The sequence below is a fragment of the Pseudomonas sp. PDM20 genome, from assembly GCF_014852575.3.
Classification (GTDB): Bacteria; Pseudomonadota; Gammaproteobacteria; order Pseudomonadales; family Pseudomonadaceae; genus Pseudomonas.
Genome location: NZ_CM181224.1, coordinates 3,040,702 through 3,052,780, shown reverse-complemented (window position 1 = coordinate 3,052,780; position 12,079 = coordinate 3,040,702). Strand labels below are relative to the sequence as shown.

The following is a 12,079-nucleotide window of genomic DNA, read 5'->3' as shown; positions in this document are numbered from 1 at the left end:
CATCCCATGAAAACAACCACGAAACGTGCCCTGTCCATCCTCGCGGTGACTGCACTGCTCGTCGTGCTGGGCTATGCCGGCGCAGTGGCCTACGACCTGCAGCAACGCTACCCGCAGACCCGCGGAAGCCTCGCCGCCTCCGCCCTGAAAACACAGCTGGAGCGCGGCCGCTACATCGCCGATCTGGCGGACTGCGTCGCCTGCCACAGCGCACCGGGCGGCCAACCCTTCGCTGGCGGCTATCGTCTGGAAACTCCCTTCGGCCCACTGCTGTCCTCCAACATCACCTCCGACCCGCAGACCGGCATCGGCGGCTGGACCCAGGAGCAGTTCGACCGCGCGGTCCGCCACGGCAAAGGCAGCCACGGCTATCTCTACCCGGCGATGCCCTACACCGCGTATGGCCGCCTGACCGACCAGGACCTGGCGGACCTGTGGCAGTACATCAGGACCTTGCCGCCGGTCAGCAACGCAGTGGTCGAGAACCAGCTGCCGTTCCCCTTCGACCAGCGCTGGCTGCTCGCCGGCTGGAACCTGCTGTTCTTCCGCGCGACGCCCTTCGAGCCCGATCCGCGCCGGAGCGACGCGTTCAATCGCGGCGACTACCTGGTCAACGGCCCCGGCCACTGCACGGTCTGCCACACCGCAGTGAACTTCCTCGGCGGCGACAGCGAGGACTCCCTGCAAGGCGCCGTACTCGCCGGCTGGCACGCGCCGGACCTGACAGGCAACCTGCATACCGGGCTTGGCCACTGGACCGCCGATGACATCGTCCTGTACCTGAAGACCGGCACCAACCGGCTCAGCGTGGCCTCCGGCCCGATGACCGAGGCCATCGAGAATTCGACCCAATACCTGACCGAGGAAGACCTCGCCGCCATCGCCGAATACCTCAAGACCCTCCCCGCCAGCGTCAAGCCACGGGCCGAGCAGTTGTCCTCCGTTGCACCCGCCATGGTTTCGGGCAAGCGGATCTACGACAGCCAGTGCAGCGCCTGCCACGTCAGCGACGGTTCCGGTGTGCGGCAGATGATCCCCACGCTCGCCGGCAACCCGGTGGTCAACGCGCGCGATCCGGCTTCGCTGCTGCGCATGCTGCTCAACGGCAGCGATGGCCCGCGCACCGCTGGCAACCCCACCGGAGCGGGGATGCCGGCGTTCGACTGGCGACTGGCCGACGATCAGGTCGCTGCCGTGCTGACCTACATCCGCAATACCTGGGGCAACGCCGCGCCCGGAGTCGACGCCCGGCAGGCGGAGCAATCCCGCCAGGAAACCGGTGCGCGTCCCTGGGCCGGCGGCTGATTCACACTGCCGGCATCTGCAACGTCACGCAGTGGATGCCACCGCCCCCGGCAGCAATCGGGTCGATGTTCAGCTGCACGATCTCGCGGTCCGGGTACAGCTCGCTGAGCAAGGCATGGCAATGCTCATCCGCCGCCGCATCGCCGAACTTCGGCGCAATCACCCCGCCGTTCACCGGCAGGTAGTTGATGTAGCCGGTAGCGAAGTCCGGGTTGTCGCGGTTGTAGGCGTTCGGCCTGGGGTTCATCGGCGGTGGCAGGCTGTGCAGTTCAAGCTTGCGACCATCGGCGTCGGTGGCGCTCTTCAGGATATCCAGGTGCCGGCGGGTGACCTGGTAGTCGTAGGAACGCTTGTCGTTGTCGAGGTTGACCACCACCACGCCCGGCTCGACGAAGCGCGCGTAGAAGTCCACGTGCGCATCGGTGATGTCCTTGCCGCGAATGCCCGGCAACCAGATCACCTTCCGCAGCCCCAGCATGCGCTTGAGTTCCGCTTCGATACGAGGGCGCGTCCAGCCCGGGTTACGGTTGTCGTTGAGCCAGCAGCTCTCGGTGAAGATCGCCGTGCCGTGGCCGTCCACCTCGATGCCGCCGCCCTCCCCGCACAGCTCGCTGACGATGGCTTTGGCCTCCACGTCCTCGGCCAGCGCCGCCGACACTTCGCGGTCGCGCTCGGCGTGCTGCTTGCCACCCCAGCCGTTGAAGTTGAAGTCGGCCAGCGCCAGGCCGCCCGGCGCATCGTTGACCAGGAAGCAGCCGCCGTAGTCGCGCACCCAGATGTCATCCACCGGCACCGGCAGGAAGTCGACGTTCTGCCCACCGCAGGCGCGCTTGGCCTCGGCCTGCTGCTCCGGCCGGCAGAGCACCGTCACCGGCTGGAACTCGGCAATGGCGCGGGCCAGCCGCGCCACCGTGGCGTTCACATCGGAGGCTATGTCCTCCCAGATATCGCCGCTCGCCGCATAAGCGACGAACACCCGCTCCTGCTTGCGGTGCTCATCGGGCATGTACCAGGGCTTCGCCGCCAGCTTGACGCGACCCAGACCGAGCCCGAGGCCCGTCGCCAGCGTCATGCCGGCGCCGAGCAGGTTCCTGCGTGTCATCATCCTCGTCTCCTCAACCACCGGTGCCGGTCTTGAAGCTGGTCCAGGTGCGCATCCGCGAACGCATGTCGCGCTGCGGGATGTCCTTGCCGGGGAACAGTCGCGCGTAAGCCTTCTCATCAAGATAGATGTCCGGGTTGTCGCGCAGGCTCGCCTCGACCATCGGCCGCGCCTTGGCGTTGGACGTCGGGTAGCCGGTGGCGTTGCTGATCGCCGCCATCACGTCCGGGCGCATCAGGTAGTTGATCAGCGCGTAGGCGTACTCGGGGTGCGGCGCGTCGGCCGGGATGGCCATGGTGTCCATCCACACCGAAGTGCCTTCGCGCGGTACGCGGTACTCGAAGCGTTCGGGCTTCTTCGCATCAATGGCGGCGCGTTGCGACTGGATCACGTCGCCGCTGTAGCCCAGCGACAGGCACAGGTCGCCATTCACCAGTTGGGTCACCGGCTGCGACTGGAACTTGCGGATGTACGGGCGGATGCCATTGAGTACCGCCAGCGCATCGCTCAGGTCCTGCGGCTTGCCGCTGCGCGGGTCGCGGCCGAGGTAGTTGAGCACCACGGCGAGCACCTCATCCGGCGAATCGATCATCGAGATGCCGCAGTCGGCGAAGTGCTTGGCCAGCTCCGGCTTGAACATCAGGTCGAGGCTGTTCACCGGTGCGCCGGGCATGCGCTGCTCGATCTTCGCCTGGTTGTAGGTCAGGCCGATGCTGCCCCAGGTGTAGGGCACCACGGCATGCCGCGAGTACGGGTACTTGGTCTGCAGGCTCTGCAGGCCCGGCTCGATATCGCCAAGGTGCTCCAGCTTGCTCTCGTCGAGCTTCTGCAAGGCGCCGGCGCGCATCAGGCGCTCGGCCACGGTATCGCCGGGGAAGATCAGGTCGTAGCCGCTGTGCCCGGCCATCATCTTGGCCTCCAGCGTCTCGCTGCTGTCCATCACGTCGTAGATGACGCGGATGCCGGTTTCCCTGGTGAAGTTCGCCAGCGTGTCGGGGGCGAAGTAATCCGCCCAGTTGAACAGGCGCAGGACCTTCTCTTCGGCAGAGGCCGGTTGCAGGGTGCACGCCAGGGACAACCCCAGCGCGCCGATCAGCAGTTGCTTGTTCATGGTCAGACTCCTTGCCAGCGCGGGTGCAGGTGGCGGCCGTCGAGGCCGAGCAGCGGGCCGTACATTTCCGGGCGGCGGTCGCGGTACACGCCCCAGGTCAGGCGCTCCTCGCGGGCCAGGTCGAGATCCAGCTCGCGTACCAGCACGGCGGCCTCGTTGCGCCCGGCCTCGGCCAGCAGCGCGCCCTTGTGGTCGGTGATGAAGGACGAGCCGTAGAAGCGCATGCGCAGCGCGTCATCGCTGGGCGCCACTTCCTCGCCGATGCGGTTGGCCGCCAGCACCGGCAGCAGGTTGGCGGCAGCGTGGCCGCGCTGGGCGGTCTGCCAGTGGTCGCGGGAATCCAGCTGTTCGGCGCCCGGCTCGGAGCCGATGGCGGTGGGGAACAGCAGCATCTCCGCGCCTTGCAGCGCCAGGCAGCGGGCGGTCTCGGGGAACCACTGGTCCCAGCAGATGCCCACGCCGATACGGCCGACGGCGGTGTCCCAGACGCGGAAACCGGTGTCGCCGGGGCTGAAGTACTCCTTCTCCTGGTAGCCGATGGCGTTGGGGATGTGCGTCTTGCGGTATACGCCGAGCAGGCTGCCATCGGCGTCGGCCACGGTCAGCGAGTTGAAGTAGGCGTTGCCGGCGCGCTCGAACCAGCTGATCGGCAGCACCACGTTGAGCTCCGCCGCCAGGTTGGCGAAGCGCTGTAGCAGCGGGCTGTCCTCATACGGCTGGGCCAGGGCGAGGTGGGCGTGGTCCTGCTCGATGCAGAAGTACGGCGTGGCGAACAGCTCGGGCAGGAGGATCAGCTTCGCCCCCGCCGCTGCAGCCGCGCGCACGTGGCGCTCGGCTTCGGCAAGGTTGCGCGGCAGGTCCCAGCTGCAGGAGAACTGCAGGACAGCGACGGTCAGCTTGCTCATCACAGGCTCCCCAGCGGCCAGGCCGGCTGCTGCTGGGTAATGCAATGCACGCCGCCGCCACCATGGGCCAGGTTGTTGATGCGCACCGGCACCACTTCGCGGCCGGGGAAGGCGCGGGCCAGCACCGCCGCGGCTTCGTCGTCGGCGGCGATGCCGTAGGCTGGCATGATCACCGCGCCATTGGCGAGGTAGAAGTTGGTGTAGGACGCGCAGAAGACTTCCGCCTCCGGGTCCACCGCTGCGCTGGCTTCGAACAGCTCGATCAGTTCGAAGGAACGGCCCTTGGCGTCGGTCGCCAGCTCCAGCGCCCGACGGTTCTCGCGCGCCACCTCGGCGTAGGTGCTGGAAGCGTCGTGGGTGGCATCCACCAGCAGCACGCCGGGGCGGGCGAAAGCGCACACGCCATCGACGTGGCCGTCGGTCATGTCGCCGGTGACGTACTGCGGGTCGCCCGGCAGCCAGATGGTCTTGGTCACGCCGAGCAGGCGGCTGAAGATTTCCTCCATCTCGCGCTTGCTGACGCCAGGGTTGCGGTTGGGGTTGAGCAGTACCGACTCGGTGGTGATCAGCGTGCCCTCGCCATCCACGTGGATCGCCCCGCCCTCGTTGGACAGCGGCGTGCCGAAGCAATCCAGACCGAGGGTATTGAGAATGCGGCGGCCCAGGCCTTCGTCCAGAGTGTGTTCGGACTTGCCGCCCCAGGCGTTGAAGCGCCAGCTCACGCCGGCCACGCCGTGCTGCGGATGGCAGACGAAGGTCGGCCCGGAGTCGCGGCACCAGCTGTCGTCGATGGGCAGCGGCACCAGCTCGACATTGGCCCCGCAAAGCTCGGCGGCGCGGGCTATGGCGGACGGGTCCACCACCAGCTTCACCGGCTCGAAGCGGGCAATGGCGTTGGCAACGCGGGCAAAGTCTTCCTGCACCTGCTCCAGGGTCACGTGCCAGCCGCCCTCCCAGAGCGGACGGTTATGCGGGAATGCCATCCAGGTCGCCGCGTGGTTGACCCATTCGGCAGGCATGCGCCAGCCGTTCTGCCTATCGTCGTTGCGATGCATACTCAAGCCTTTGGTAAGTAATTTTTATCGGAAGGAAAAGGTTCAGCGGCGCCTGACGACCATGCTAGGCCTGTAAAAATGTCAGAACAAACGATAGATTTTGCGCAAATCTGATTAGGCAGACTTATCGATCATGCTCAAACACTGGCCACCCCTGAATGCCCTGCGCGGTTTCGAAGCCGCCGCGCGCCTGGGCAGCTTCCACAAGGCCGCCGAGGAGCTGCACCTCACCCAGTCGGCCATCAGCCAGCAGATCCGCAGCCTGGAAAGCTTCGTCGAACAGCCGCTGTTCTATCGCTCCGGGCGCAAGGTGGCGCTGACCGACGCTGGCGCCGACCTGCTCAGCACCACGCAATCCATGCTCCAGCAACTGGCCGTAGGCATCCGCCGCCTGGACCAGTACCGCAAGCCCAACCAGCTGGTGGTCAACACCACCCCGGCCTTCGCCCGCCACTGGCTGGTGCCGCGCCTGGGCGACTTCCACGCCCGCCACCCGCAGATCGACCTCTGGCTGCTGACCACCGACGAAACCCCGGACATGGCCACCCAGACCATCGACATCGCCGTGCGCGACGACCTCACCGCCCAGGCCGAATGCCGCTTCCGCGTGCTGCTGGAGGATCGCCTCTACCCGGCCTGCCATCCCTCATTGCTGGCGCAGCCGGAACCGGCGCGCACCACCCTGCACGGCGAACGGGAAATGGACTGGGCGCACTGGCAGCTGCAAGGTGGCGCCGACGTTGGCCAGCGCAGCGAGGGCCTGAACTTCTCCGACCCCGGCCTGCTGCTGGACGCCGCCAGTCAGGGGCTGGGCGTTGCCCTGGTGAGCCGGCTGCTGGCCGGCGATGCCCGTAGCAATGGCCTGCTGGCCCCGCTCAGCGAGCAGACCGTGCGCGGGCCGAACTGGTCGCTGCTGGTACACCAGCAGAGCGAGCGCAATGCCCAGGCGATGGGCTTCTGCGAGTGGCTATCCGCCGCGCTGGGCGTCTCCCTGTAGGGCGCATAACGCCTACGGCATTATCCGCCAAGCCGGCGGATAACCCGTTCCGGGTTATTCGCCCTACGAAATTGTAGGAGCGGGCCATGCCCGCGATCCGCCGGCAGGGCCGGCGGTTGGCTGGGTTCGCGAGCATGAACCGGGCATCCGCTCGCAATTGCAAAGCATCCTGCCAGCCGATACCACCCTCCCCCCACTCAAATCCCTCAGACCGCACCCTTCCCCTTCCTCAACCTCCCCCGCTCCCTCTTCCCCTCCAGCGCACTCTCCCCCGCCGCCTTGACCAGTTTCTGGAAAGTCGGGCACTCCGCATGACTGGGAGCCGGGCACGCCGCCGCATGCCGCAGCCCCCGGCTCATCGCGCGCAGACGCCTGATCGTGGCATCCAGCTCATCCGCCTTGGCCGCCAGCATCTGTCGGTCGATATTCGTCCCGCCGTCGCCGGCGAACATCGAGCGGATTTCCTCCAGGCTGAACCCCGCCGACTGCCCGAGCGTGATCAACGCCAGCTGGTCGAGAATCTGCGGCGCGAACTGGCGGCGCGCGCCGGGTTTGGCGAGCGAAACGATCAGCCCCTTCTCCTCGTAGAACCGCAGGGTCGATGCCGGCACGCCGGAGCGCCTGGCAACGTCAGCGATATCCATGGAACACCTCTTGACCTCAAGTTCGCTTGAACTTGTAGGTTCACGCCAAAGGTCGCCGAGGTCAATCCACGCGCGACCCTCCCCTTGCGTGCAACCTGCGGAGAAACCATGAAAACCATCGCCATCGTCTACCACAGCGCCAGCGGCCGTACCGAGCGCATCGCCCAGACCATCGCCAGCGGCGCCCGCCAGGTGCCCGGCTGCGAAGTGCACCTGCTCAAGGCGCAGGAGTTGATCGAACAGCCACAAGCGCTGCTCGCCTACCACGGGCTGATTCTTGGGTCGCCAACCTACCTGGGCGGCGTCTCGGCGCCGCTGAAAGCCCTGATGGATGCCACCGGGCCCTTGTGGCGCCAGCAGAAGCTGCGCGGCCGCCTCGCCGCCGGCTTCACCGTGTCGGCGCTGCCTGCGGGCGACAAGCAGTCCACATTGATCTCGCTGTTCACCTTCTGCATGCAGCACGGGATGCTCTGGGCCGGCAACGCGATCCTCCCCGAGCAGCACCTGGGCGTGCCCGTCGAGGAAGCCGCCAACCGCCTCGGCTCCTGGTCCGGGCTGATGGCCCAGGCGGACAAGACCGCCGCGGACTTCTGCCCCGGCGACCTGAAGACCGCCCGGCTGTTCGGCCAGTACTTCGCCGAAACCCTCGGCCGCCTGCACCAGCCGCAGGTCGAGCACGCGCAGGAGGCCCACGCATGATCGCCCGCCGCTACGGCCCGCTGCTGTTCGCGCTGATCCTGTCCTGCGTGATGACCTTGCTGGTCTCCGGCCTCTCCACCTGGCGCGCCGTCGGCCTGGCCCCGGCCTTCGCCCAGCTCTGGCTGGGCGCGTGGCTCGCCAGCTGGAGCATTGCCTTCCCGCTGGTGCTGGTCGTCGCCCCACTGACACGCCGCCTCGTGGAAAGGCTGGTCCGCGCGTAGGCTCAGGAATATCAGGGAACCTCGAACGTAGGATGGCGTGGAGCGCAGCGATACCCATCGCCTCGTACCACGCCACAGCATGCTCCATCCATCCTACAAACCGAGCTCCCTGCAGGAGCGGGCCATGCCCGCGATCGCGCGCATGGCGCGCTCCTGCACGAGGCTACCGATTAGTGCCGAATCCCGTCGGTGAACCGGCAGAAGCCGTCACGCACCGCGCCTTCGGTGGTGTACATGCCACCCAGGGTGACAAAGACATAGCTTACCTTGGAGCCCGAGCCCGACTTTTCCACCACGACGTTCAACGGTGCGTTGCGGCTGCTCAGGATCACGCCCTGGTAGGCGGAGATGGTGCCGCTCTTCTCGTCGGCGTTCTGGATGGTGAAGCCTTCCTTCACCAGCGTCTTCTGCGCCCGGTCGAAGACCTTGGCCACCGGCATGTCCAGCTGGACGTTGGACGTGAAGGTCTTGCCGGCAATGAAGCCCCCTTCGGTGTTGAAGTTGTCTTCGCACTGGTTGCCGGTCTTCTGGTGCGCACAGCCCTGCAACAGGGCGGCAGCGAGCAGAATCATCGTGACTCGTCGCATCATCGTTCCTTGATCTCGTGGGGCCGCTATCCCTGCGGGTCTACAGCGGCGAAGGGGTTTTATAAGCCGAGGGCGCAGGCCCTGACCAGACTTTTCCTCGCCCAGTGAGACCACCAGCACGTAGGAAATGTCCCCTCACTCGCTCAAGCACGGGCTTTTACGCCGTTCGTCCCGGAGTATCGCCGAGGTGTACTCCGGGTCTGCCTGCGCAGCGCCCGGAGACTCGTGGAGCATCGCCTCCCAATCGCTATGGAGCGGGAGGCTTCATGAAGCACTTACCAGATCGGCAAGGTGTAGCTGACGATGAAGCGGGTTTCGTCCATGTCGTTGCCGAAGCTGCTGCGGAAGGTGCTGTTGCGCAGCTTGAAGCCGACGTTCTTCAGCGGGCCGCTCTGCACCAGGTAACCGACGTCGGTGTCGCGCTCCCACTCCTTGCCGTTGCCCTGCCCGTTCAGCAGGTCGATGTTGTCGCCGCGCAGGTAACGGGTCATCAGGCTCAGGCCGGGCAGCCCGTAGGAGGCGAAATTGAAGTCGTAGCGCAGTTGCCAGGAGCGCTCGTCCTTGTTGGCGAAGTCGCCGATCTGCACGTAGTTGACCAGGTACGGGTCGGTGCCGGACAGGTAGGCGAAGCCGGTGTCGCCGGACATGCGCTGCAGGCCGAGGGCGAACGCCTGGTTGCCGAGCTTGTAGGTGAACATGGCGTTGAGCGCGCGGTTGTCGACGTTGCTGCCGCCATCGTCGGTGGAGCGCGCCCAGCGGATGTCGGACTTCAGCGACTGGCCTTCGGCGATCGGCAGCGTGTGCACCAGGCTCACGTAGTGCTGGCGATAGAGGTCTTCGAGGTTGGCGTAGTGGTAGCTGGTGCTGAGCTGGTTGCTCCAGCGGTAGGTGCCGCCAGCGAGGTTGAAGCGGTCGCTGGTGAGGTGGCTGCCGGCCACGATGTTGCGCTTGTTGCCACGGGTCATCGACAGGTCTTCGTCGTTGGACGAATCACGCTGCTTCACCTCGCGCAGCTGGCCGAGCTGCAGGTCGAGGTCGTCGAGTTCCTTCGACTCCACCAGCGCGCCCTGGAAGGTCTGCGGCAGCAGGCGGGTGTCGTTGTACTGCACCACCGGCAGCTTGGGCAGCAGCGTGCCGACTTTCAGGGTACTTTTGGAGACACGCAGCTTGGCGGTCAGGCCCAGGTCGCTGTAATCATCGGCGGCGCGTTTGTCGCTGGCGGAGTACGGCAGCAGGCCGGAGCCGGAGCGATCCGGGCTGGAGTCGAGCTTCAGGCCCAGCAGGCCGAGGGCATCGACGCCGACGCCAACGGTGCCGTCGGTGTAGCCCGACTCGTAGCGCAGCAGGAAGCCCTGCGCCCATTCCTCGGATTTCGACTGGGCGGCGCCGCTCTGGCGGTAGTCGCGGTTGAAGTAGAAGTTGCGAGTTTCGATGCTGGCCTTGCTGTCGGCGAGGAAATCGGCGTGGACGAACGGGGGCAGCAGCGCCAGTCCGGAGACCAGCACGGGGAGTCGACGAGTATTCATTGTTCTTGTTTCTTTCTACTTGAGGTGTTGGCAAAACGCCGGGCCGATGACGGCTGGCCCGGCCAGGGGAATGAGCGGGATCAGATAGTCCGTTCCAGCTCCGGTACGGCTTCGAACAGGTCGGCGACCAGGCCGTAGTCGGCAACCTGGAAGATCGGCGCCTCTTCGTCCTTGTTGATCGCAACGATCACTTTCGAGTCCTTCATGCCCGCCAGGTGCTGGATGGCGCCGGAGATACCGACGGCCACGTACAGCTGCGGAGCGACGATCTTGCCGGTCTGGCCGACCTGCATGTCGTTCGGCACGAAGCCGGCGTCAACGGCAGCGCGGGAAGCGCCGACGGCAGCGCCCAGCTTGTCAGCCAGGGAGTAGAGGATGCTGAAGTTGTCGCCATTGCCCATGCCACGGCCGCCGGAAACGACGATCTTGGCAGCGGTCAGTTCCGGACGGTCGGACTTGGCCAGTTCCTCGCCCACGAAGGCGGACTTGCCAGCATCGGCCGGGCCGGAAACGGCTTCAACAGCGGCGGAGCCACCTTCGGCAGCAACGGCGTCGAAGCCGGTGCCACGCACGGTGATGACCTTGACGGCGGCCGAGGATTGCACGGTAGCGATGGCGTTACCGGCATAGATCGGACGCTTGAAGGTGTCGGCGCTGACCACTTCGATGATCTCGGAGATCTGGTCGACGTCCAGCAGAGCGGCGACGCGCGGCAGGAAGTTCTTGCCGTTGGTGGTGGCGGCGGCCAGCACGTGGCTGTAGCCATTGCCCCCACTGTCTTTCACAAGAGCAGCGATCAGCGGAGCGACGTTCTCCGGCAGCTGGTGAGCGTAGGCAGCGTTGTCGGCGACCAGCACCTTGGAAACACCGGCGATCCTGGCAGCGGCTTCGGCCACGCCATCGACGTTCTGGCCAGCGACCAGGACAGCGATGTCACCACCGATCTTCTGCGCAGCGGCAACGGTGTTCAGCGTTGCCGAGCCCAGCGCGCCATTCGAATGTTCTGCAACAACCAAAACAGCCATCAGATCACCTTCGCTTCGTTCTTCAGTTTCTCGACCAGTTCGGCCACGGATTTCACCTTGATGCCGGCGCTGCGCGCGGCGGGCGCTTCCACCTTGAGGGTCTTCACGGTGGAGGTCATGGAGATGCCCAGTACATCGGGCGGGAGGAATTCCAGCGGCTTCTTCTTCGCCTTCATGATGTTCGGCAGCGACGCGTAGCGCGGCTCGTTCAGGCGCAGGTCGGTGGTGACGATTGCCGGCAGGTTCAGGGCAACGGTCTGCAGGCCGCCGTCGATTTCACGGGTGACGTTGACCTTGTCGCCGGCAACTTCGACCTTGGAGGCGAAGGTGCCCTGGGCGTAGCCGGTCAGCGCAGCCAGCATCTGGCCGGTCTGGTTGTTGTCGCTGTCGATGGCCTGCTTGCCGAGGATGACCAGCTGCGGCTGCTCTTTGTCGACGAGGGCTTTCAGCGACTTGGCGATGGCCAGGGAGCTCAGTTCTTCGTTGGTTTCAACGAGGATGGCGCGATCAGCACCCAGAGCCAGCGCGGTACGCAGTTGCTCCTGGGCAGCGGTCGGGCCGACGGAGACCGCAACGATCTCGGTGACGACGCCTTTCTCTTTCAGGCGTACGGCCTCTTCCACGGCGATTTCGCAGAAGGGGTTCATGGACATCTTGACGTTGGCGAGATCGACGCCGGAGTTGTCCGCCTTGACGCGGACCTTGACGTTGTAATCGACCACGCGTTTTACCGCGACGAGCACTTTCATTCGGTTGTTTCCTTGGCTGACGCCGGTTTGCCTCGGCGCTGCTGTTGGGATGGGTTCGCGAGCAGGCCCACGCCTGCGAAGAGCAATGGGGGGAACGCCCCGCAGGAGCGAGCCTGCTCGCGAACGGACTCAACGAACGTAGGGCGGATAACT

At 66.0% G+C, this 12,079-nt stretch carries 13 protein-coding genes; 4 read left to right on the top strand and 9 right to left on the bottom strand.

Going from position 1 to position 12,079, the window contains the following annotated elements:
* Nucleotides 1-6: 6 nt before the first annotated feature.
* A complete protein-coding gene (locus tag IB261_RS13940) occupies nt 7-1,305 on the top strand; it encodes a cytochrome c (RefSeq protein ID WP_192382271.1) in 1,299 nt (432 codons plus the stop codon).
* Nucleotide 1,306: 1 nt separating this feature from the next.
* Here IB261_RS13940 and IB261_RS13935 read toward each other — a convergent pair whose 3' ends face one another.
* The 4 genes from IB261_RS13935 to IB261_RS13920 are packed head-to-tail and all read right to left on the bottom strand — an operon-like array spanning nt 1,307 to nt 5,478.
* Nucleotides 1,307-2,410 carry an agmatine deiminase family protein gene (locus IB261_RS13935; RefSeq protein ID WP_192382269.1) on the bottom strand — a complete coding sequence of 368 codons (1,104 nt, stop codon included), beginning with the start codon at nt 2,408-2,410 and terminating at the stop codon, nt 1,307-1,309.
* Nucleotides 2,411-2,420: 10 nt separating this feature from the next.
* Nucleotides 2,421-3,518, bottom strand: a complete 1,098-nt coding sequence (locus IB261_RS13930; RefSeq protein ID WP_192382267.1) for an extracellular solute-binding protein — start codon at nt 3,516-3,518, stop codon at nt 2,421-2,423.
* Between the two features lie 2 nt (nt 3,519-3,520).
* The gene (gene aguB, locus IB261_RS13925) at nt 3,521-4,423 is read right to left on the bottom strand and encodes an N-carbamoylputrescine amidase (RefSeq protein ID WP_192382265.1); all 903 of its coding nucleotides are present in this window, start codon (nt 4,421-4,423) and stop codon (nt 3,521-3,523) included.
* Nucleotides 4,423-5,478, bottom strand: coding sequence for an agmatine deiminase family protein (locus IB261_RS13920; RefSeq protein WP_192382263.1), 1,056 nt, complete (start codon nt 5,476-5,478; stop codon nt 4,423-4,425). Before IB261_RS13920 ends, aguB begins: the two co-directional genes overlap by 1 nt.
* A gap of 133 nt (nt 5,479-5,611) precedes the next feature.
* Here IB261_RS13920 and IB261_RS13915 point away from each other — a divergent pair, with 133 nt between their 5' ends.
* Nucleotides 5,612-6,475: a LysR substrate-binding domain-containing protein gene (locus tag IB261_RS13915; protein WP_081520559.1), complete on the top strand. Its 864-nt coding sequence runs from the start codon at nt 5,612-5,614 to the stop codon at nt 6,473-6,475.
* Nucleotides 6,476-6,681: 206 nt separating this feature from the next.
* On the opposite strand, the gene IB261_RS13910 is transcribed toward IB261_RS13915, so the two are convergent.
* Nucleotides 6,682-7,119, bottom strand: coding sequence for a helix-turn-helix domain-containing protein (locus IB261_RS13910; RefSeq protein WP_081520560.1), 438 nt, complete (start codon nt 7,117-7,119; stop codon nt 6,682-6,684).
* 108 nt (nt 7,120-7,227) lie between these two features.
* Between IB261_RS13910 and IB261_RS13905 the strand changes: the two genes are divergently transcribed.
* Together IB261_RS13905 and IB261_RS13900 are read left to right on the top strand one after the other, a co-directional pair.
* Nucleotides 7,228-7,818: a flavodoxin family protein gene (locus IB261_RS13905; RefSeq protein WP_192382261.1), complete on the top strand. Its 591-nt coding sequence runs from the start codon at nt 7,228-7,230 to the stop codon at nt 7,816-7,818.
* The gene (locus IB261_RS13900) at nt 7,815-8,039 is read left to right on the top strand and encodes a DUF2798 domain-containing protein (RefSeq protein WP_192382259.1); all 225 of its coding nucleotides are present in this window, start codon (nt 7,815-7,817) and stop codon (nt 8,037-8,039) included. Before IB261_RS13905 ends, IB261_RS13900 begins: the two co-directional genes overlap by 4 nt.
* A gap of 170 nt (nt 8,040-8,209) precedes the next feature.
* On the opposite strand, the gene IB261_RS13895 is transcribed toward IB261_RS13900, so the two are convergent.
* The 4 genes from IB261_RS13895 to IB261_RS13880 all read right to left on the bottom strand — a co-directional run bounded on the left by IB261_RS13895 (nt 8,210) and on the right by IB261_RS13880 (nt 11,926).
* Nucleotides 8,210-8,626, bottom strand: coding sequence for a hypothetical protein (locus tag IB261_RS13895; protein ID WP_192382257.1), 417 nt, complete (start codon nt 8,624-8,626; stop codon nt 8,210-8,212).
* Between the two features lie 275 nt (nt 8,627-8,901).
* Nucleotides 8,902-10,152, bottom strand: a complete 1,251-nt coding sequence (locus tag IB261_RS13890; protein ID WP_081520567.1) for an OprD family porin — start codon at nt 10,150-10,152, stop codon at nt 8,902-8,904.
* 80 nt (nt 10,153-10,232) lie between these two features.
* A complete protein-coding gene (locus IB261_RS13885) occupies nt 10,233-11,177 on the bottom strand; it encodes an electron transfer flavoprotein subunit alpha/FixB family protein (RefSeq protein ID WP_192382255.1) in 945 nt (314 codons plus the stop codon).
* Nucleotides 11,177-11,926 (bottom strand): electron transfer flavoprotein subunit beta/FixA family protein, encoded by a 750-nt coding sequence (locus IB261_RS13880; RefSeq protein WP_427871385.1) that lies wholly within the window; start codon nt 11,924-11,926, stop codon nt 11,177-11,179. The genes IB261_RS13885 and IB261_RS13880 overlap by 1 nt, the downstream gene beginning before the upstream one ends.
* Nucleotides 11,927-12,079 lie beyond the last annotated feature (153 nt).

What these genes read in the sequence shown, in the direction of transcription:
- IB261_RS13940 (WP_192382271.1), top strand. Translation starts at nt 7, where the DNA reads ATGAAAACAACCACGAAACGTGCCCTGTCCATCCTCGCGGTGACTGCA.
- IB261_RS13935 (WP_192382269.1), bottom strand. Translation starts at nt 2,410, where the DNA reads ATGATGACACGCAGGAACCTGCTCGGCGCCGGCATGACGCTGGCGACG.
- IB261_RS13930 (WP_192382267.1), bottom strand. Translation starts at nt 3,518, where the DNA reads ATGAACAAGCAACTGCTGATCGGCGCGCTGGGGTTGTCCCTGGCGTGC.
- aguB (WP_192382265.1), bottom strand. Translation starts at nt 4,423, where the DNA reads ATGAGCAAGCTGACCGTCGCTGTCCTGCAGTTCTCCTGCAGCTGGGAC.
- IB261_RS13920 (WP_192382263.1), bottom strand. Translation starts at nt 5,478, where the DNA reads ATGCATCGCAACGACGATAGGCAGAACGGCTGGCGCATGCCTGCCGAA.
- IB261_RS13915 (WP_081520559.1), top strand. Translation starts at nt 5,612, where the DNA reads ATGCTCAAACACTGGCCACCCCTGAATGCCCTGCGCGGTTTCGAAGCC.
- IB261_RS13910 (WP_081520560.1), bottom strand. Translation starts at nt 7,119, where the DNA reads ATGGATATCGCTGACGTTGCCAGGCGCTCCGGCGTGCCGGCATCGACC.
- IB261_RS13905 (WP_192382261.1), top strand. Translation starts at nt 7,228, where the DNA reads ATGAAAACCATCGCCATCGTCTACCACAGCGCCAGCGGCCGTACCGAG.
- IB261_RS13900 (WP_192382259.1), top strand. Translation starts at nt 7,815, where the DNA reads ATGATCGCCCGCCGCTACGGCCCGCTGCTGTTCGCGCTGATCCTGTCC.
- IB261_RS13895 (WP_192382257.1), bottom strand. Translation starts at nt 8,626, where the DNA reads ATGCGACGAGTCACGATGATTCTGCTCGCTGCCGCCCTGTTGCAGGGC.
- IB261_RS13890 (WP_081520567.1), bottom strand. Translation starts at nt 10,152, where the DNA reads ATGAATACTCGTCGACTCCCCGTGCTGGTCTCCGGACTGGCGCTGCTG.
- IB261_RS13885 (WP_192382255.1), bottom strand. Translation starts at nt 11,177, where the DNA reads ATGGCTGTTTTGGTTGTTGCAGAACATTCGAATGGCGCGCTGGGCTCG.
- IB261_RS13880 (WP_427871385.1), bottom strand. Translation starts at nt 11,926, where the DNA reads ATGAAAGTGCTCGTCGCGGTAAAACGCGTGGTCGATTACAACGTCAAG.